The organism is Massilia sp. DWR3-1-1 (assembly GCF_049898325.1).
Lineage (GTDB): Bacteria > Pseudomonadota > Gammaproteobacteria > Burkholderiales > Burkholderiaceae_D > JAFCUW01.
This window is the reverse complement of the sequence record NZ_JAFCXL010000007.1, coordinates 232,223-252,951: the sequence shown is the minus strand read 5'-3', so window position 1 is coordinate 252,951 and position 20,729 is coordinate 232,223. Positions and strand designations below refer to the sequence as shown.

The window sequence follows — 20,729 nt, the reverse complement described above, 5'->3', positions numbered from 1 at the left end:
GTTGCACTACATTAGGGCAAAAACCTGGGGGATAATACGGCAATCGGGGCGGGGGCGCCCCCGATCGATGCATGGCGGTGTGTAGCTAAACTAGTTTGTGACGTCGGGTCGCGTTGATGACACGGCCATTTGCACGTATGCTTTTGCGGGCCCAGTCGCGCCATGGCGTTGTAAGCAAACTACGGCCCGGCCCCTTGCGCCGCCGTTTTTACCGGAGATGTCCTTGAACTACCCCTGCTGCTACATGGCGCGCAGCGCCGTCCTGCTCGCTTTGACCATGCTCTCTCCCCTCGCCAGCGCCCAGGTGCCCAGCGTGAACGCCTTCTTCGACGCCATGGCGATCGATGTCGCGCCAGGCCGGCAGGCCCGCTTTGTGGCCGGCGACAATGTCGACGGCTATTACGCCGGCCTCACCCAAAGCAGCGGCAACGGCGAGGGCTACGTCACGCGGGCGGGCACGCAACTGCTTGACTACGCAAGCAGTGTTGACGCCACCCTCAACGAGCGCGCCGGCGCCTTCGAACAGGTGCTGCCGTGGGGCCGCCGCCTGCGCCACGCCAGCGGCGTCACCGAAGAGATCGCGCTGCTGGCGAAACGGCACGCGCTGGCGCTGGCGGTGGCGGCGCCGCGCGCCGGCACGCTGGCCATTGCGCCCCTGCTGCGCGCACCCGGCGTGATCTCGCAAGTGGGGCCAGCGGTGCTGGTGGCGCCGGGCGCCGGCGAGCACCTGTTTGTGGCGCTCATGGCCGACCAGCCGTTCCGGCTCGACCCGGGCCTGGTGCTGCGCACAAGCGCGCCGGCGACGACGTTCACGGTGGTGGCGGCGGTGGGCGCCAGCGCCGCCGAGGCGCTGGCGCGCGCCCGCGCGATCGATCCGGCCAGCGCCATCGCGGCCGAAAAAGCCGCCCGCCACGCCGCCCTCACGCGCAGCTACCTGGCCACCAGCGACGCCAGCTACAACCGCGCCCTGAACTGGGCCAAGGCGTCCTCGGCGATGTTCGTGGTCGATGAATTCGGCGCCGGCATCTGGGCCGGCCTGCCGTGGTTTCGCGACAACTGGGGCCGCGACACCTTCATCGCCCTGCCCGGCACCTTGCTGGTGAGCGGGCAGTTCGAGCAGGCGCGCGCGGTGCTGGCGAACTTCGCCCGCTACCAGCAGCGTGAACCGGGCGCCGAATACGGCCGCATTCCGAACCGGGTGTCGGCCACCGATCCCATCATTTTCAATACCGTCGACGGCACCCCGTGGATGCTGCGCGAAGCGCTCGAATACATCCGCTACACGGGCGACAAGGACTTCGCCGCGCAGATGTTCGCGCTGGCGGTGCCGTATTTCGACGGCGCCATCGCCTCGTACGTCGGCGCGGACGGCCTGCTGCGCCACGACAGCGCCGACACCTGGATGGACGCGCGCATCGCCAACCGCCAGCCGTGGTCGGCGCGCGGGCCGCAGGCGGTCGAGATCCAGGCGCTCTGGTACACGGCGCTTCAAACGGGCGCCGAACTGGCGCGCCAGGCGGGCGCCGTCGACAAGGCGCGCCAGTGGTCGGCGCTGGCGGCCACCACCCGGCGCCATTTTCTGGCCCGGTTCTGGGACGGCGCCGTGATGGCCGACCGCCTGCGCGAGGACGGCAGCGGCGACGTGAAGGTGCGGCCGAACCAGCTGATGCTGGTGTCGATCCCGTTCGACGATTTTATTCCGCCCCCGGTGCAGGCGAAGGTGATCAAGAACGCCGTCGAGGGCCTGCTTTACCCTTACGGCATCGCCTCGCTCAGCGACACCGACCCGTATTTTCATCCGCGCCACGACAACCCCGCCTACCACCACAAGGACGCCGCCTACCACCAGGGCACCATCTGGGGCTGGAACGCCGGCTTCACGGTGTCGGCGCTGACCCGCTTCGGCTACCAGGAGCACGCCTGGCGCCTCACCGACAACCTGGGCCGGCAGATGCTGGGCACCGGCCCGGAAGGCGCGCACGCCACCCTCGGCCACATGAGCGAACTGCTCGACGCCGTGCCGCAGGACGACGGCAGCCTGAAGCCATCGGGCACCTGGGCGCAGTCGTGGAGCGTGGCCGAATATGCGCGCAATGCCTACCAGGACTACCTGGGCTTTCGCCCGGACCTGCCGGCCGGCCGCCTGCGCTTCGTGCCGGCCCTGCCGGCGTCCTGGACCAGCCTGTTCGCCCGCCTGCCCTTCGGCGCCGGCGAAACGCTCGAGGTCGACTTTACACGCACGGCGGCGGGCCAGCGCTGGCAGTTGCGTCTTGGCGGGCCGGCGCCGCGCACGGTCAGCCTCGACCTGCTCGACGACGCCCGCCGCCGCCAGCGCGTGCAGTTCGTGGTCAAACCGGACACCCCGGCGCTGCTGACGGTGGCCGCCTGCGGCCCCCATGCACGGCACGTGTGCGTGAAACTCGATGGCCGCACCGTGCCCACGCAGCTGGTGCAGGCGGCGCAAACGGCCACCCTGGGAACGCTGCGCTGGCGCACCCCGCCCGCTTACGTGCCGGCCAACTTCCCCATGCTGCGCTCGAACAACGCGCTGCAAAAGATCATCCTCGACGGAGCGTACCGCTGATGGCCGGCTCGATGCGCCTGGCGCTGGCGGCGGCCCTGTTCGGGGCGGCGCTGGCCGCCGCCGCCGCCGCCGCCGCAGCCCCCCTGCCACAAGCGCTGTACGTGCGCGGCGGCTTCAACGGCTGGAGCACCGCCGACGCCCTTACCGAGACCGCCGACGGCATCTACGAAGCGCGCATCGCCCTGCGCCCCGGCTACCACGGCTTCAAGCTGGGCAGCGCCGACTGGCGCACCGAGTGGATCGCCGCGGGCGAGGGCGAGATCGCGCCCGGCGCCGACACCGCCCTGCAGACCCGGGCCGGCGGGGAAATCCACCTGTTCGTGCGCGCGGCCGGCAACTACCTGTTCCGCCTCGACGCCAGGCAGAGCGGACAGCCGCTGCTGCGCGTCGAGGCGCTGGGCCCCGTCGCCACGGCGCCCGCCGTCGATCCGCACGGGGGCCGTGCCGACGTCGTCGCACTGCGCTGGCCGCGCGCCGATGGCCAGCACGACGTCGCCCGCTTTTCCGCCGCCGACGCCGACGCGCCGCTGCGCGACTACACCATCTCGACCAGCACCACCCTGCGCGACCCGGGACCGCAGTTGGTCCGCGTGCGCGAAAGCGCCGCCGCGCCCACCGTGCGCAGCGGCAGCCTGGCCTTCGACGCCCTGTTCACGCTGGCGACGACGGAGATGCGACTCGATGCCGTCGACGCCATCCGCGACGGCAACTACAACGCGGGCGCCGCCATCGACTGCGCCTGCTTCGAGACGGGCGAACAGTGGCACTACGTGTGGACGCGCGACCTGTCGTACGCGGCCGACCTGGGCCTGGCCCTGCTCGAGCCGCAGCGGGTGAGGCGCTCGCTCGACTTCAAATTGTCGCCGTGGCGCGCCGGCGTCGGCAAGCCGGCCGCCGCCGCCGGTTCGGCCGATGGCCTGCAGATCATCCAGGACACGGGCACCGGCGGCAGCTGGCCCGTCAGCACCGACCGCGTCGCCTGGGCCTTCGGCGCCGCCCGCGTGCTCGACCTGCTGGCGCCAGGCGAGCGCGCCGCTTTCGCCGCGCGCGCCTTGACGGCGCTGGTCAACACCCTCGACAACGACCGCCTGGCCGCCTTCGACGCCGCCGACGGCCTGTACATGGGCGAGGCCTCGTTTCTCGACTGGCGCGAGCAAAGCTACAGCGCCTGGATCGTCGACGACCTGGCCTCGCTGGCCAGTGCGAAGGCGCTGTCGACCAACCTGGCCCATTATCAGGGCTTGACGCTGGCGGCGCGGCTGGCCCGGGAACAGGGCCAGCGTGACGTTGCCGCCAAATACGCGAGCTGGGCAGCGCAGCTCAAGGGCGCCATCGACCGCCGTTTCTGGCTGCCTGAGGCGGGCCTGTACGCCAGCCTGACCGGCCCCCACTTCGACGGCGCCCCCCTGCACAAGTTCGACTGGCTGGGCCAGTCGCTGGCGATCATCACCGGCGTGGCCGATGCGCAGAAGACGCGCAGCATCCTGGCGCGCTACCCGCACGGCCCGCACGGCGCCCCGGTGATCTTCCCGCAGCAGCCGGGCCAGCCGATTTACCACAACCGCGCCATCTGGCCCTTCGTCACCGCCTACGGCTTGCGCGCCGCCGCCATCGGCGAGAACGTGGCGGTGGCTGACGCCGCCTACGCCAGCCTGATGCGGGGCGCCGCGCTGAACCTGTCGAACATGGAGAATCTGGAATGGCTGTCGGGCCAGCCCCTGCTGCTCGACGAGGCCAATCCGGCCCTGTCCGGCCCCGTCATCAATTCGCGCCGCCAGTTGTGGTCGGTGGGCGGCTACCTGGGCATGGTGGTCGAATCGGTGTTCGGCGTTAGCACCGGCGCGCGCGGCCTGACGGTGCGGCCGTTCATCACCAGCCGGCTGCGCCGCGACAGCTTCGGCGCCACCGACCGCATCGAACTACGCCGCCTGCGCCTGCGGGGCAAAACCATCACGGTGACGATCGAACTGCCCAAGGCCAGCGCGGCCGACGGTTTTTATGCGGTGGCCTCGCGCCACCTGAACGGCAGGCCGGTAGGGGCGACTATTGCCTGGGATGCGCTGCCGCGGAGCAGCCGCATCGTGCTGCGCCTGGGCCGCCTGCAGCCCGGCCAGCAGGCCATGCGCCGCGTCGGCGGCGATCCGATGAGCGCGTCGAGTACCTTGTTCGCCCCGCCGGAACCGGTGCTCACGCTCGACGCGCCTGGCCGCCTGCGCATCGGCGCGGTGGCCGACCAGGCCGTGCGCTTTCATCTGTACCGCGACGGCGCCCTGGTGGCGCGCGCGCTGGAGGCGGGCAGCCACGCCGTCGGCACCGACAGCGGCTGCTACGCGGCCGAAGCGGTGTTCCCGGCGTCGGGCAACCGCAGCCACCACAGCCGCCCCGTGTGCACGGGCGCCGCCGTCGACATCGCTGCCGCCCCCACGACGCCGCTGCGCAACTGGGGTGCGCCGGGCGCGCAGTTGGCCATCGACGGTATCGACGTCGCCACCGCCGGCCACTATCAGCTGCAGCTGCGCTACTACAACGGCGCCAACCAGATCAACCTGGGCATCAGCGGCGGCGTCAAGCGGCTCACCGTCAAGGACGCGGCCGGCGCGACGGTGGCGCGCGGCGTCGTCACAATGCCCCACGCGCGCGCCGGCGCCGATGGCACGCCGCCCCAGTACTCAACGCCGCTGGCGGCGCAGCTGGCGGCGGGCCGCTACCGCGTGCAGGTGGACGATTTTTATAATATGAGCTACCTCGAAGCGAACCACAGTTTCAGCGGCGCCGGCGGGGTGGCGGGGCCGTCGAACCGGATCGACCTGTTCGGGCTGCGGCTGCTGAAGGTGAACGCGCCCTGAGGCACGCGCGCGCCCGCGCCCTTCAGGCAATCGCGATCAGCTCGATCTTCAGCCCCGGTATGCCGTCGAGCGCGTACACGCCGAGCGCGCCGCCGGCCAGGGCGTTTTCATACAGCGCGCTTCTGGAAGACAGGGAAAAATAATAGGTATGCGGTCGCACCGGCACCGCCGCCGGTACCTGCGGCATGTGCGCGATCGGCACACCGGGCAGCGCCGCGGCCAGGATTTTTTGCAGGTCGTCCGGACTGGCCACCTTCAGGCGCAGCGGCATGGCCGCGACCAGCTCGAGCGCCGGCATGTCGGCGCTGACGGCCAGGCACAGTTGCGTGTCCTTGCCCACCTTGGCCGGATCGAGCACGGCGCGGTACAGCGACGGTCGTTGCGGATCGGCCACCAGCGCAATCACGAAATATTTGCTGGAAATGACGGTGTCGACCAGTTCGCGCAGCAGCGCATCCATGCCGGCGAAGACTTCGCCGAGCGCATCGTGGCGGTAGGCGGGCAAGTCGGCCGCCTTGTAGCGATCGGAGAAGGTCATCAGGCCGCCGGCCAGCGCCAGCAGCTTCTCGTACAGCGCCTCCGGATGGTGGCAGGGCGAGCGCGCCGTGTGCGTGAGCAGCACGCTGGCGGTGCTGACGATATTGAGCATCCACCACGATGAGATATCGCCCTTCGCCATTTCAAAAGTGTCGGCGCTGGCCTTGCGGTGGCCGCGCTGGAGCGACTCGACTTTCGCGGTGAGTGCGCTGATCAGGCTATCGAGCATGCGCTGCAAGCCTGGCGAAGCGCCGATGGCCACGCTGGGCGCGACAAAATCGGGATCGATCTCGAAGCCGCCGCCATTGGCACGCTGCAGCCGCACCACGGCAACGCTGGTGAGCGGGTCGCGCGCCGACGTATCGAGCACGAGTTGGGCGCGCTTTTTGAGCAGCGGCACATCGATCGGCATCGCCTCGCTGTACAGGTCGCGCGCCTCGGTGTTGTGGCGCGCGTAGCGCCCGCCCCCGTCGACATTGTCGACATGCGGCCTGGCCACCGCGAGGGCCAGGTAAAACGTGAAGCTGTGCGTGTCGGCCGGCAGGCCTGACAGGTCGACCGCCTCGGGCAGCAGATCGGCGCCCGGGGCATCGTAGGTGGCGCCGTCGGGGAAAATCACCGAGATGGCCTTGATACCCAGGCTGTCGTGGCCCAGTCCGTCGAGGTTCCACTGCAGCGAACGCACGCCCCAGTAGTAGGGATTCATCGTCGAGGCGACCGCGTGCAGGCGAGCCTCGTGGTACAGGTCCTGCAGCTGAAAATGCTGCGGACCGAGCATCAATCCCTCCGACCAGAATATTTTTGACCCTGAATGCATGGCGTTTCTCCCCGGTGGCTTACGATTGCACAGATTCCTGAAAGCATGAGCCGGCAATTCCGCTGTCCGCTTGATCTGGCGCATACGGGCACGATCTTTTCGGCAATATCGAGCTCATTGCGCTCGCGCAAAATTGCAGTCGATCAAGTGCTGATAATGGCCACTCCGGCGCCATCGAGCCCGCCACAGGAGCGTCGCATGCGCAGTTTTTCTCCCGGCCTGTTCGACCGCCTCGCTGACGACGACGGGTCGGCAAGGGCATCGGCGCCGACGAACCGCCAGCGCCATGCCCGGGCGCTCGATGCATGCAAGCAGAGCATCACGCGCGACCTCGTCGATCTGCTCAATACCCGCTGCGCCTTGCGGGCCGATGCCTTGCTGCCTACCCTGCCGTGGTGGGCTCGGTGGTCAACTATGGCCTGATCGATTTTGCCGGCATGTGCATGACGAGCGACACGGACCAGCAGAAAATCTGCACCGCCTTGCGGGCGGCGATCGAGCGGCACGAGCCGCGACTGCAGCAGGTGAGCGTCGATCTGCGGTCAAAAAAAGGCGCAATCAACCGCGTCGAATTCGTCATCACGGCCGAACTGAAAGGCAGCCTGGATGGCGAGGCGCTGTCGTTCGACGCCGTGTTTCGCCCGTCGCTCCAGCAGTATTCGATCGAAGACGCCAGCTAGGTCTAGGGAGTGCCCGACATGGACGACCTGTTCCTCAAATATCAACAAGAGCTCGTCATCCTGCGCGCGCTGTGCCGCGACTATGCCCAGCGCTATCCGAAAGTGGCGGCCAAGCTGCAACTGGGCGGCGAGGCCTGCGACGATCCGCACGTCGAGCGCCTGATCCAGGCGGTCGCCCTGCTGTGCGCGCGCGTGAGCAAGCGGCTCGACGACGGCTATCCCCAGTTCACCGAGGCCCTGCTCAATTTGCTGTTTCCCCATTACCTGCGGCCGTTTCCCTCGTGCGCCATCGTGCGCGTGGCGGCGCCGGGCGGCGTCGCCCCCATCGTCGCCATGCCGCGTGGCACCCGCCTAGCATCGCGCCAGATCAAGGGCGTGTGCTGCACGTTCACCACTGCCTACGAGGTCGCGCCAGCGACGATCGTACTGGCCAGCGCAAGCGTGGGCGCCCTCGCCGATGCGCCGCCGGCGACCCGCTTTCCGGTCGGCGTGACGGCCACGGTCGCGCTGACATTTCAGTCGGCTACGGCGGGCGCGCCACTGTTGACGGCCCACGCGAGAACGCGCCTGTACATCGACGGCGACCCGTCCTTTTGCGCCAGCTTGCGCGACGCGCTGTTCATGCGCACGGTCTGCGCCTATGTGCAGTGCAAAAAAAGGGGGCCATGGACAAAGCTGGCCACCGTGCCCCTCGCGCCGGTCGGCTTTGCCGATGACGACGCCCTGATCCCGTTCGGCGCCCAATCGCACGTGGCCTACCGGGTGCTTGCCGAATACTTTGCGTTCCCCGAAAAATTCAATTTTGTGGACATCGACATGGCCAGTCTGCTGGCCCTCGCGCCGAGCGGCGCGACCCAGCTGACGCTGCACCTGGCGCTGGCCGACCTCCGGCCGGACTGCGACGACGCCCGCTTGCTGGCCAGCCTGTCGTCCGCCAATCTGCTGCAAGGGCGCACACCGGTGGTCAACCTGTTCCGCCAGCCGGGCGTGCCGATCTCGCTCGATCAACTGTCGGCCGACTACACCGTGCTTGCCCACGGCAGCGACCCGCAGGCCTTCGAGATCTACGCGGTCGAGCAGGTCCACCTGGTGCAGCAATCGGGCAATGGCGCATCCGTCAGCGAGTTCCACCCGTTTTATTCGCTCAAGCACGATGAGCAGGACGCCCAGCGCGATCAGCACGGGCGCTACTGGCTGATGCGCCATGACGAGACGCTGGCCATCTGCAGTCCCGGCCACGAAAAATCACTGACACTGGTCGACGCGCATCAGTGCGCGCTGGAGGTCTACCGCAGCACCCTGTCGATTGAACTGCGCTGCACGAATCGCGATCTGCCCTGTTCCCTCAAGCTGGCGCCCTTGCACAGTGGCGGCGATCTGTTCAGTTCTGACGCCAGCACGACGGACACCATCCGCTTCCTGCGCCGGCCGACCCGGCCCGCGCGCCTGATCAACGGCCCCGACACGCAGTGGCGCCTGATATCGCACCTGGCCCTGAACCACCATAGCCTGGTGCACGACGGCGGCGCGGCGCTGCGCGAAATGCTGGGACTGTACGACCTGGCGCAGTCGCCCGTGTCGCGCCGCTAAATCAGCGGCATCGTCGCCGTCGACACGGCCGACACCACCGCCTGGATACGCCATCCACGGGGCGGCTCGCTCGTGCATGGCAGCGAGGTGCGCCTGACGATCGACGAGGATGCCTTTGTCGGCGCGGGCCTGCACTTGTTCGCGCAAGTGGTCGACCAGTTCTTCGGCATGCTCGTTCATATCAACAGCTTTGTCGAACTGGTGATCCTGTCACAGCAAAGCGGAAAGGAACTGATGCGATGCAGCCCACGAAGCGGCACCCTGAAACTGCTGTGATCGCGCAGCTGCTGGCGCAGCCGCAGCGCTTCAAGTTTGCCCAGGCCATCAACCTTGTGCTGGGCGCCCTGCGGCGACGCGGGGTGTCCTACGAGAACGCGTTTCGCGACGTGATTCGTTTTAGTAACAGCGTGTCGCTGTCGTTCCCGGCGAGCGAAGTGGAGGCGCTGGCGCTGGAGCGCAAAGCCGGCAGCCGCGGCCCGCACGACACACCGGCGCTCGACGACATCCATCAAATTCGCATCACCCCCGCGTTTATTGGCCTGCTCGGCACGGCAGGCACCCTGCCCCTGCACGACAGCGAACGGCTCAACGCCCAGCAGCACGCCGACCGCGACGCCAGCCAGCACGAACTGATCGACGTGTTCTCCAACCGGGTCATCGGCCTGTTCTACGAAACCTGGTCCAAATACCGGCTCGAGCATGGCCTGCAGGTGCGCGGCCGGGACAGCCTGCTGCCGCTGCTGATGGCGCTGGCCGGTCATGGCAGGGGCCCCGCGCAGCGGCATGCGGCGCCACCACCATCCCGTACAGGCACGGCGGCAGCGTACTACGCAGGTGTCGTGCGGACCCGGCCCGTGTCGGCCGCCGTGATCGAACGGGTGCTCATGGACCACTTTGCCATCCCCGTTCGCCTCGAGCAGTTCGTGGGCTACTGGGACGAAATTCCCTTGAATCGACGCAGCATATTCGGACACACTACGCCGACCCTCGGCCACAACGCCGTCCTCGGCACGCGCCTGTGGCGCCACGACATGCGCGCGCGCCTGCACATCGGGCCACTCGATGAAACCCAGCTCGCCAGCTTTCTCCCGGGCGGCAGCGCGCGCGCCGAGCTGGCCGCGATGATGGCGCTGTTCGCCGTGCCGATGATTGCCTGGGAAGTCAGGCTGCTGCTGGCGCCGCCCTGCGTGAAGCGCTTGACGCTGACGACGGGGACGGCAGCGCGTCAACTCGGCTGGACCAGTTTTTTGACGGGGACGGCCGGGGTGGCGAACAACCCGGCCGTCACGTCGCGGCTGCGCCTGACGACGCCGACATCCGCCGGCGCAGCAGTGAACGATGTGATTTGATCGCGTTCGCGCCGGGTAAACAATCCGGCAAGAATACAAGCGCCGACATTTGATTTTCGTCAATTCTTGCCCAAGCGAAGCACCGTAACGTGGCCCCTGCACGACGTTTTCATGTGCTGACGCAAAGTTTCCCTTGGAGAGTGCCGATGAGTCTGGGTAAGCGAAGCGATGCCGCCTGGTCCGCCTTCACGGAAGGCGCGCAGCACAATCGCCTGATGCGCCTGACCTTTCCCAAGAAGGACGGGCCGCACGCGATTCTGCTGGTCAACACCTTGACGGCCCACGAAGAAGTCTCGCGCGGGTATCGCTTCGAGGTCGAGGTGCTGTCGAACGATGGCCGCATCCCCTTGAAAATGATGATGGCGCGCATGGTCACCATTTCCCTGGTGCGTGCCGGCGGCTCGCTGCGCTACTTCAACGGTTACGTCACCGAATTCCGTTTTGTCCGTGCCGATGGCGGCTTCGCCTTTTACCAGATGGTGCTCGAACCGTTTTTGGCGTTTGCCCGCCTGCGCCAGGACAACGTCTCGTTCCACGACAAGACCATGCGCCAGATGACCGAGACCACCCTGGCCCGCTATCGCCAGGCCGACTGGATCATGTTCACCCACGACAAGGACCCCGTGCTGACGATGGCCAACCAGCACAACGAGACTGATTACAACCACCTGCACCGCCGCTGGGAAGCGCGCGGGATGATGTACTGGTACGAGCACCGCGCCGACGGCCACACCCTGATGCTGTCCGATAACAGCCAACTGGCCGCCCCCATCGACGCCGACCGCGCGATTGAACCCGACGTCATCCCCTTTCATGCGCAGGGCGGCTCAAGGGAGGACGACGGCATCCACGAATGGTCAGCCAGCCGCACACTCGGCTCGGGCTTGACGACCCTCGCCAGCTTCAATTACAAACATGCCCGGTCCCAGTGGGCCAAGAGCTCATCGGAAAACCGCCAGGGCGATGTTTTCGCCCACGATGTCTACGAGAACACGGGCGCCTACAGCTTTTTGACGCCCGAGGATGGCGAAAAGCTGGCCCAGCAGCGCATGGTCGAGCGCGACAAGAGCACCCAGACCTTCGCCGCGAAGGGCAATGATCGCACCGTGCAGCCGGGCCGCGTGTTCAAGCTGGGCGGCCACTTCAGCGGCGAGCCCCGCTCGATGGTCTACGATCCGGAGCCGCGCCGCACGATCGAGAACCGCGATTACCTCATCCTCAGCGTCGACCACGAGGCGAGCAACAACTACCAGGCGGGCGCGACCGCCCCGTCCCACTACAACAACACGTTCACCTGCATTCGCAAGGCCATCCGCTGGCGCCCGGGCCGCAATTACCACAGCACGCCGTGCGCCAATCCCGGCGTGCAGACGGCGATCGTGGTCGGTCCCCCTGGCGCAGAAATTCATACCGATCACCTGGGGCGCGTCAAAGTGCAGTTTCACTGGGACCGCCTGGGTACGCGCGACGACCACAGCTCGGCGTGGATACGCGTGATGACGCCGGCGGCAGGTGGCCAGTTCGGGCACATACGCCTGCCACGGGTGGGAGAGGAAGTCGTGGTCGTCTACCCGGGCGGGAACATCGATCATCCACTCATTCTTGGCGCCATCTACAACGGCAAACATGCGCCGCCGTGGGAATTGCCGCAGCAGGCGGCGCTGGCGGGTCTGCGTAGCCGCGAACTGGGCGAAGGCAATCGCGGCAACCATCTGGTGCTTGATGACACACCCGGCAAGATCCAGGCGCAGCTGAAAAGCGATCATCAGTGCAGCCAGTTGTCGCTGGGGCATATCACGCGCATTGAAGACACCAGTGGGCGCAAGGAGGCGCGTGGCGAGGGCTGGGAGCTGGCGACCAACGCGTGGGGCGTTGTCCGCGCTGCCAAAGGCATGCTCATCACGACCGAAGCGCGCCCGAATGCATCGTCCCATGCCAAGGACTTGACCGAGACTATTGCTCGACTGGCCTCTGCGGCCGCGATCCAGGAGCAACTGGCCAAGATGGCGCATAGCCATGGAGCGCAAGAAAGCGGCCAGCAAAGCGATGCCTTTGAGGACGTCGCAGCGCAAAATGCTGCCATTCGCGGCACCCAAAAACAGACATCTCCAGAGCTCGCCGAGCCCCATCTCGTTGTAGCGAGCCCTGCGGGTGTTGAGCTGACAAGCGCCCAGTCGATGCATCTTGCCAGTACCCGCCACACTGCCATCACCACCGGAAAAAGCCTGTCGATTGCCAGTATCGATGGTATTTTCGCCAGCGTCGGCAAGACCTTCAGGCTGTTTGTGCACAAGGCCGGCATGAAGCTCATTGCCGCTGCTGGCAAGGTGTCGGTGCAGGCGCAAAGCGACGACGTGGAAATCATTGCCAACAAGGTGCTCGAACTGCTCAGCGAAACCGACTGGGTGACCATTCGCGGGAAAAAAGGCGTGCGGCTGCAAGGTGGCAACAATATGCTTGAAGTGGGTGAAAAGGTGCAATTTTTTACGGCATCTCCCGTGCTTTTCCACGGCAACCTTGAGACGCTGGCGGCGAAAAGCGTTTCGCAGTCGTTTAATGAAAGCAAGTTTGACTACCGCTTCGACCAGGAAGTCAATTTCGTCGATTCGGACACTAAACCCGAGATAAACATCGCATACGAGCTAACGCGCGACGATGCAACGACAATCAGCGGAAAAACCGGCGTTGACGGCAGTACCAACCTTCAAAAAGGTCCAAATATCGGCAGCTACACAATCCGATGGAAAGGAGAACTTCCATGAGTGATGCAAACGATCTGAACAAGCGTGGAAATCACGATGCAGAGTTTAGTCAAGGCGTAGGGGGATGGGCTGAGTACACCGTTTACATGACTGAAACCAGTGACACAGTTCGACACGACGTTAAAGTACCTCCAGGAAAGGTGATTCCAGTGATTTTCCTTCCCGGTGTAATGGGCAGCAATCTTCGCATGAGCAAAAAAAGGCAAAATGAATTGAAAAATGCCGACAATCGCGCTTGGCGGCCAGACGATCTTTTATCCAGCCAGACGGCAGCCGCAGCGAACCAAGGGTTCGGCGGCTGGTACCGCAATGCGTCCCCAGCACAACGTCAGCTGATCTTTGACCCATCGGAAACCGAGGTCGAATATTATCATTATACGGAAGACAAGGGCAGATTCGACCCAGATGGCAAGGAAACAATTACAGCTGATGCGCGCCATAAAAATGTCCCGGACGATCTTTCAGAAATCGCTCCCCTCATGAAACAACCGCCTTTACCTCCTATGGGCCTGCGAGGTGTCGCGCCCAAGGTTTACAGCATTGCCCAAATTGCTAGATGGCGGGGCTGGAGCGAAGTTTTATTCGGTGGCGCTTACGGTGACATGTTAAAAATCGCCGAACGCCATCTCAATAATATATCAAGAAATGGTGTCATTGATCCATATGGACTTTGGACCGTCGAGTATAACAATAAACTATTTGGTGGAAACTCTGGAATAACCAACAAGAAAGAGGATTTAGAGAAAATTTCGAAATGTTGGTATCCAGTACATGCAATGGGCTATAACTACCTGAAAAGCAACAGTGAATCGGCAAAAAATTTGGCGGAACGTATCAGGATGCTTGTAAATGGTTATCAAAAACGCGGCTTTAAATGCAAGGAAGTGATCATAGTAACTCACAGCATGGGAGGATTGGTAGGCCGTGCAATCCTTCACCCAGATTATGGCAATTTATTATCAGACAAAGACGTTAAAGTACTCGGAATGTACCATAGCGCAATGCCAACGCTTGGAGCTGCTGCAACGTACCGACGCATGCGCTTTGGCTTTCAAGAAAAAGTGGGGACAGTCGCGAAGATTCAAGCCGAAATAATAGCAATCAATGGAGAACATGCCACAGCAATACTGGCGAACACTCAGGCACCATTGGAGATGCTGCCGGCCCTCGGATATGGAAGCGACTGGTTAAAGGTTGTAGATGGGTTGGGCACGACGATCCGAAGCTGGCCGCAAAGTAATGAGAATGCGCTAAAAAGCATCTACCTCCAACCTGAATCAAATTGGTGGCGTCTCATTACCCCGAGTTGGGTTAATCCTGCAAAAAATAAAGAAGACAACGGCGGCGGCATTATAAATGTTTACAAACGCCTGGCTTCTGCAAATAAATTCCTAAATTCCATCGAAAAAACTTTTCACCCTACGCAATGTTACGCGAGTTTTTGCGCATCTGACGAACACAAAAGCTATGGCACTGTGACCTTCAAAATAGTGAATCCCCACGCATTCGACATCAAAAAAAATTCGTTACCCCCTGCGGATACTTGGACGCTCCTGAGTGATGATAAAAAAGGAACATTGACTGTTCAGGCTGGCGCAATGGTATTGACCCTTACCTTGCAGGCGGTCGATGCGGCAGGCGATGAGACCGTTCCGGCGGAGCGTTCCGCGTCAAAAATCAATGGCCACCTATTCTGGCATGGAAAAACCAAGGGCAGCGGCTATGAACATCAAAACAGCTACGCTCATCCGTACGTTGTCGCATCAATGCTGAATTCTATCATTAACATTGCTTTAACTGCCGATTGGAAGGCCCAATGAACGGAAGAAGCCGATCTTTGCTAATCGGATATTTATGTTCAATTTTTATAACAGGGACTATAACCGCTTGTGACAAAAAATACACCTACAAGGAGAGTGCCGTGCCAGAATTCGTGCCCCTTAGTTCTCGATTGAAGAAGTTGTTCACTGATACAAAACTCGTGTGTTTTGGTCGATATGCAATTTCGGTACCAAGGGAAGCTAGGATCATCTCTGGCAGTTATGGATTCCCTTCATACGTTACGTCTTTTCCTGGGAACTACGATGCCATGATGAATGAAGTTACCAAGGACATTCAGAAAATTAAATTTTCCGATCAGGATGCAATTATTACGTACAACAAGTCTGGACCAATTGATTTCAGCTGGCAAATTCGATATTTTGATAGTGAAGCTGCTAAGGACTTAAGACTACTTTGTTTTAAAACTTATATTAATATCGAAAATATTAGCTTCAACATAGGGAATGCGGTCAACCCTAGCCAATCTGAAGTAAAGACCGCAGAAATTGAATTTCATCGCGCGAAAAGTCTGAGACTGCGCAGTGACGACGATGTTCCACATGACGACGGGTATTGCATTGAGAATGCATTCATGGCTAGTTCATTCTACGGCGACCAAGAGACCGTCAGCGCGGGAATATTCTTGCCGAGCTTACCAGATGTTATATTTTCCATCAGCTCCAACAAAGATGCTTATTCTGACTATTCGAAGATTGAATTTGAAAAAATGAAAGGCACAGAACTTTCACTATTAGGACGCATTCGTATGGCCCAGGAACAGCAAGGAACAAGTTATCCGAATCGGATCGTTCTGCGCGAAGGCAAGCGAGATGTGCAGCACTGGAAGGGAGAAGAGTCCCTCATCAAGCGCCAAAACGGTGTCCATGATTTCGAATGGGGGTTTGTTGGAACGCCAAAAGATGTCGCCAATCCTTCTGAGTTCATAGTAGGCATGTTCACCAAGGTTGAGCACAACGTCGTCGGCTCAGCAAAGGAATCATCGCTCAGCGATGACGAAGCCATTGCCCTTTGGGACAAACTGCTCGCTGGCCTGAAGTTTAGGGTAAAGGTTCCCGGCGCACCCGAGGGATCATATTTTCTACCGCAATCCAAACCGAATAAGCCAGACACAAAATGACAAACGACTGGACACTCGGCTCCCGTGTGAGCCTATCGATCTACATGTCCAGACTCCTGAGACCATATACAACAGCCATCGCATGATGCCCGCCGAAGTCGATCGCCCTTACGCAGTTGCGAGTCACTTCGATTGCCGTGGCCAGCTCGCAACGGCGCCAGGCCTGGCTCGTCGCCGGCCAGCACTTTCCCGATCCGCAACGGGACTGGATGCTCGACGTGGTAGCCGACGATGCAGTTGGTGTCGATATCTGCCCGCCTGCGGCGCGAAGGGAGATCGGCCAGGCGGCGCTCTGAAGCAAGGGGTAACAATGAAATCCATTCGACAGGTGTGTCGATTTCCGTCCAGGTCCATCGTCACGTTGGCGTTTCTATGCGAAGCGCTCACTGCCTGCAAGATGGACGGTGCTGCTGGCAACGTCTTGCCTCGCAACGAGAAACTGCCGCTGCTCGACCCGCATGTCGCCTCCTACACCTGTGCACCCGCGCAGTTACCGCCTTTCGATGCGCAGGCGGATGCATGGTTCCAAGAAGCACGCGCGCTGGAAAGCCCGAGGATTTTTGACGACGAACGCGACTACAAGAAAATTGTCGCGCTAACGCATCAGGCAGCGCAACGGCAGCACTGGAAGGCCATGCTCAACCTGGCGAGCTTCTATCTGGAAGGGCGCGATCCCCCGCACGGCGCCGAGGATGCCGTACAACTGGTGGAAGCTGCCATGCGACTGGGCGTGCCTGCGGCCTACGACCGCATGGGAACCTATTACATGAATGGCAGTGGTGTCAGGGCAGATGCCACGCGCGCTTACGCGTTCTGGCAACGTGCGGCGCAGATGGGAAGTCCGGATGCCCTCGCTGACTTGGGCAGAAAACTGATTTCAGTCGATGATCACCCCGAACGCGATCGCTGGGCGAACGAGGCAGTCGGCACAAAAATGCTTGAGTGCGCGTATAGCCAAGGCCATGGCCCTGCCGCTTATGCATTGGGCTTCCAATATAGTATGCCTACTGGCCGCAATCCCAAAAGGGAGGAGCTGGAACGGGCGCTTCTGGCATGGCACAACGGCGTGAAGTTTGGTAGCGCAAAGTGTGCGGCAGCGATTTCTGGCGAATTTCGCAGCTTTTCCAATGAACCAGATCGAATGGTACTTCACACCGATCTGGCGCGGTCGGAGCGCTACTACGTGCTTGCCCGCGCACTTGAATTCGACCCCGACCGTCGCTTCCCCAACCTTGACAAGATTCTGCCGCTGCCCCCCGCCGACCTGCCACCGTGGCATGGCGACCGCGACACCCTGATCAATGCCGCACGTGGCATCAGCCACGAGCCGTCTCCGCCCCGCTCACCAAGCGCATATTCTGAACGCAAGGGGCGCTTTTATCTCGATCCCATCTATCGCCTTGCACCTACGGACGAAATCGCGCCATCCTCCACCGCACCGTTCGCCGGCGACTGGCAACCCATCACGGCGGCACTCCAACTGTTCCCCCATCATTACGACACCAGGAGCCAACCATGCAACACGAAGGACGCCGCATCATCCGACTAGGCGACCAGACCGATCATGGCGGCAAGGTCATCTCAGTCTCGTCGGGCACCATCGTCATGGGCCTGGAAGCGGCCCTCGCAGGCGACATGACCGTGTGCCCCAGGTGCAAGGGACAATTCGCCATCAAGCCGGACGGCGCCGGGGCCAGGCATGAAGGCAAGCCCTACGCGTATGACAAGGATCTGACCGCTTGTGGCGCGAAATTGATCGCCGCGTGACGGGCAGCGCCCGCAGCAAGGGCGATGCCCGATGGTCGCGCTAGTCGAGCGCGATCGAAAACAGCTGGGTGCCCGGATCGTCCGGCGTCAGGTACACGCGCTTCTCGAAGCGCATGCCGGCCCGCCGCAGCACCGCGTCGGAGGCGTCGTTGCCGGGCGAGGTGATCGCCACCACGCGGGCGATGCCGAGCGCGCGTGCATGCGCGAGCACGCCGATGGCCGCCTCGGTGGCGTAGCCCTGGCCTGCGTACTCGGGCAGGTAGGCGTAGCCCAGGTCGACGTCGTCGAGCGACTCGCGCTTGATCAGGCCGCACATGCCGATGGCGGCGCCGTCACTGCTACGCTCGACCAGGTACAGGGAATATCCGCGCATCGATTGCATCGTCAGGGGACCGACGGCCAGCGCATCGCGCGCCTGCGCCTCGGTGCGGATCTGGCGGTCGCCAATCCAGCGCAGGAACAGCGGCGTGTTCACCACCTTCAGATAGACGGCGGCGTCGCCCAGCGTCAGGGTGCGCAGGCGCAGGCGGGCGGTGGCGAGAACCTGCATGGCGATGCTCATCGGCCCAGGCGGAAGTCGACCGCCGCCGGCCGGCCCGGCAGCGTCAGCGTGGCCGCCGCGGCCGGCGCGGCGGCCACGATCTGGCCGCGCCGCAGCACCAGCCGGCGCGCCGCGCGCAGGCGGATCGCCTCGACGGGAGAGGCGGCGTCGAGCAGCACCAGGTCGGCGTAACAGCCGGCCGCCACGCCGTAGCCCTCGAGCCCCAAAATGCGGGCCGGCGCCGCCGTGACGGCGTCGAAACAGCGCAGCATCGCCTGCTGCCCCGTCATCTGCGCCACGTGCAGGCCCATGTGGGCCACTTCGAGCATGTCGCCCGAACCGAGGCCGTACCACGGGTCCATCACGCAGTCGTGGCCAAAGGCGACCTCCACGCCGGCGGCCATCAGCTCGGGTACCCGGGTCATGCCGCGCCGCTTCGGGTAGCTGTCGTGACGCCCCTGCAAGGTGATGTTGATGAGGGGGTTGGCGATCGCCGCCACGCCCGATTCGGCGATCAGGGGAATGAGCTTGCTCACATAATAATTGTCCATCGAATGCATCGAGGTCAGGTGCGAGCCCGTCACCCTGCCCTGCAGGCCCAGGCGCAGCGTTTCGGCGGCCAGCGTTTCGATGTGGCGCGACAGCGGATCGTCGCTTTCGTCGCAGTGCATGTCGACCCGCAGCCCCCGCTCGGCGGCAAACTCGCACAGCAGCCTGACCGAGGCGGCGCCGTCGGCCATGGTGCGCTCGAAGTGGGGAATCCCGCCCACCACGTCAACCCCCATGCCGATGGCGCGCTTGAGATTGTCAAAGGCGCTGGCGCTGCGCAGGATGCCGTCCTGGGGAAACGCGACCAGCTGCACATCGAGATACGGCGCCACCCGGCGGCGCACTTCAAGCAGCGCTTCGACGGCCAGCAGGCGGTCGTCGCAGATGTCGACATGGCTGCGAATGGCCAGCAGGCCACGCGCCACCGCCCAGTCGCAGTACTGCATGGCGCGCTCGATCAGCGCGTCCTGCGCCAATTGCGGCTTGAGTTCGCCCCACAAGGCGATCCCCTCGAGCAGGGTGCCCGACTGGTTCACCCGCGGCAGGCCGTAACTGAGGGTGGCATCCATGTGGAAGTGGGCGTCGACGAACGGCGCCGTCACCAGGTCGCCGCCGGCATCGATTTCGCGCGCGCCCGCCAGCGCCAGGCGCGGCCCCACCGCGGCGATGCGCGCGCCATCGATGGCGATGTCGATCTGCGTGCGGCCATCGGCCAGGCTGGCATTGCGTATGACGAGATCCATGCGTCCTCCGTGGTGTGGTGATTTCGATTGTAATGGAAGGGCCGCCGGGGACATAATTGCATAATGGAAACTTATGCTGCATTGCAAGATTATGTCGTGAACATGACACCAAATAATGCTTTTCAAGCCAATCGAACGCCGATAAACTAAGGCGATATTGCAGCGCATCATAAATAACCAAAAGGAACTTCAATGAACCTGCTTCCTGATCAGATGTCCGCAGCGGGCGCGCGCCAGATCGACGCCCAGTTGCAAATGTTGCACAGCGTCGCCGGCAGCGCGCTCGACGGTATCGAACAATGGACTGCGCTGCAATTTACCACCACCCGCGATGCCCTCGAGCAATCGACGCAACTGCTGCGCGAGCTCGCCGCCGCCCGCGACCCGCGCGACTTGTTCGCCCTCACCAAGCAGGCCCGGACCCAGTTCGACAACCTGCTGACTTACCAGAGCCGGCTGTTCGGGATCGCCACCGCCATGTCCGGCACGGTGGTGGGCCTGCCGCGCGCGGTGACGCCGGCAGCCAGCGCGGCCTTGCAGAAACTGGCCAGCCTGCCGCCGGTCGCGGCGACGACCCCGGTCCAGCTGGCGATCGAGGTGGACCACATCATCGAACAGACCAACGACGTCGTCGAAGCGTTCGCCGACGAGGCCGCGCAAGTGGCGGCGCCGGCGGCAGCACCCGCGCCAGCACCAGCGGCCGACGACATCATCGAGCAGACCAATGACGTCGTCGAAACGCTCGCCGCCGAGCAGGCGCCGGCTATCGAAGAGGCCACGCCGCCGGTGAATGCCGAAGCGGCCGCCGCGCCGTTCACGGTGGCCTCGACCGCCACGCCCATCGAAGTCGAATCGCTCGCGCCTGCGGCCACGCCGCCCGTCAGCGTCGCCAAGCCGGCCGGGCGACAGCGTAAAAAATAAGGCGCCGGCGCCGGCAGCGCCGCCGTTTCCGATAAAACGTGTAAATTAGCGGGCTTCGGCCCGCTTTTTTCGCGCGCGCCAGCC

Annotated in this window: 15 protein-coding genes and 1 pseudogene; 13 read left to right on the top strand and 3 right to left on the bottom strand. The window is 63.5% G+C overall.

Going from position 1 to position 20,729, the window contains the following annotated elements; genetic code table 11:
* Positions 1-223: 223 nt before the first annotated feature.
* Both ACP7EY_RS09945 and ACP7EY_RS09940 read left to right on the top strand, forming a co-directional pair.
* Positions 224-2,584, top strand: a complete 2,361-nt coding sequence (locus ACP7EY_RS09945) for an amylo-alpha-1,6-glucosidase (protein WP_426192971.1) — start codon at positions 224-226, stop codon at positions 2,582-2,584.
* Positions 2,584-5,430 carry an esterase gene (locus ACP7EY_RS09940; protein ID WP_426192969.1) on the top strand — a complete coding sequence of 949 codons (2,847 nt, stop codon included), beginning with the start codon at positions 2,584-2,586 and terminating at the stop codon, positions 5,428-5,430. The genes ACP7EY_RS09945 and ACP7EY_RS09940 overlap by 1 nt, the downstream gene beginning before the upstream one ends.
* Positions 5,431-5,452: 22 nt before the next feature.
* On the opposite strand, the gene tssK is transcribed toward ACP7EY_RS09940, so the two are convergent.
* Positions 5,453-6,784 (bottom strand): type VI secretion system baseplate subunit TssK, encoded by a 1,332-nt coding sequence (gene tssK, locus ACP7EY_RS09935; RefSeq protein WP_426192967.1) that lies wholly within the window; start codon positions 6,782-6,784, stop codon positions 5,453-5,455.
* A 198-nt stretch (positions 6,785-6,982) separates the two neighbouring features.
* Between tssK and ACP7EY_RS09930 the strand changes: the two genes are divergently transcribed.
* From ACP7EY_RS09930 to ACP7EY_RS09885, 10 genes and pseudogenes are all read left to right on the top strand, one after another.
* Positions 6,983-7,207, top strand: coding sequence for a hypothetical protein (locus tag ACP7EY_RS09930; RefSeq protein WP_426192965.1), 225 nt, complete (start codon positions 6,983-6,985; stop codon positions 7,205-7,207).
* Entirely contained in the window at positions 7,177-7,464 is a 288-nt protein-coding gene (gene tssE / locus ACP7EY_RS09925) for a type VI secretion system baseplate subunit TssE (RefSeq protein ID WP_426192963.1), read from the top strand. The genes ACP7EY_RS09930 and tssE overlap by 31 nt, the downstream gene beginning before the upstream one ends.
* Positions 7,465-7,482: 18 nt before the next feature.
* A pseudogene (gene tssF / locus ACP7EY_RS09920) lies at positions 7,483-9,330 on the top strand (type VI secretion system baseplate subunit TssF).
* Positions 9,327-10,403, top strand: a complete 1,077-nt coding sequence (gene tssG, locus ACP7EY_RS09915; RefSeq protein ID WP_426192961.1) for a type VI secretion system baseplate subunit TssG — start codon at positions 9,327-9,329, stop codon at positions 10,401-10,403. The pseudogene tssF and the gene tssG overlap by 4 nt, the downstream one beginning before the upstream one ends.
* A gap of 146 nt (positions 10,404-10,549) precedes the next feature.
* Positions 10,550-13,165, top strand: a complete 2,616-nt coding sequence (locus ACP7EY_RS09910; protein ID WP_426192959.1) for a type VI secretion system Vgr family protein — start codon at positions 10,550-10,552, stop codon at positions 13,163-13,165.
* The gene (locus ACP7EY_RS09905; RefSeq protein ID WP_426192957.1) at positions 13,162-14,985 is read left to right on the top strand and encodes an esterase/lipase family protein; all 1,824 of its coding nucleotides are present in this window, start codon (positions 13,162-13,164) and stop codon (positions 14,983-14,985) included. The genes ACP7EY_RS09910 and ACP7EY_RS09905 overlap by 4 nt, the downstream gene beginning before the upstream one ends.
* A gap of 101 nt (positions 14,986-15,086) precedes the next feature.
* A complete protein-coding gene (locus tag ACP7EY_RS09900; RefSeq protein ID WP_426192955.1) occupies positions 15,087-16,124 on the top strand; it encodes a T6SS immunity protein Tli4 family protein in 1,038 nt (345 codons plus the stop codon).
* A gap of 137 nt (positions 16,125-16,261) precedes the next feature.
* On the top strand, positions 16,262-16,420 hold the full coding sequence (locus ACP7EY_RS09895) for a hypothetical protein (RefSeq protein WP_426192953.1): 159 nt from the start codon (positions 16,262-16,264) through the stop codon (positions 16,418-16,420).
* 14 nt (positions 16,421-16,434) lie between these two features.
* Positions 16,435-17,673, top strand: a complete 1,239-nt coding sequence (locus ACP7EY_RS09890; protein WP_426192951.1) for a tetratricopeptide repeat protein — start codon at positions 16,435-16,437, stop codon at positions 17,671-17,673.
* Positions 17,640-17,891, top strand: a complete 252-nt coding sequence (locus ACP7EY_RS09885; protein WP_426192949.1) for a PAAR domain-containing protein — start codon at positions 17,640-17,642, stop codon at positions 17,889-17,891. The genes ACP7EY_RS09890 and ACP7EY_RS09885 overlap by 34 nt, the downstream gene beginning before the upstream one ends.
* Positions 17,892-17,931: 40 nt before the next feature.
* On the opposite strand, the gene ACP7EY_RS09880 is transcribed toward ACP7EY_RS09885, so the two are convergent.
* Both ACP7EY_RS09880 and ACP7EY_RS09875 read right to left on the bottom strand, forming a co-directional pair.
* A complete protein-coding gene (locus ACP7EY_RS09880; RefSeq protein ID WP_426192947.1) occupies positions 17,932-18,441 on the bottom strand; it encodes a GNAT family N-acetyltransferase in 510 nt (169 codons plus the stop codon).
* A gap of 8 nt (positions 18,442-18,449) precedes the next feature.
* Entirely contained in the window at positions 18,450-19,724 is a 1,275-nt protein-coding gene (locus tag ACP7EY_RS09875; RefSeq protein WP_426192945.1) for an amidohydrolase family protein, read from the bottom strand.
* A gap of 192 nt (positions 19,725-19,916) precedes the next feature.
* Here ACP7EY_RS09875 and phaP point away from each other — a divergent pair, with 192 nt between their 5' ends.
* Positions 19,917-20,645, top strand: coding sequence for a TIGR01841 family phasin (gene phaP, locus ACP7EY_RS09870; protein ID WP_426192943.1), 729 nt, complete (start codon positions 19,917-19,919; stop codon positions 20,643-20,645).
* Positions 20,646-20,729 lie beyond the last annotated feature (84 nt).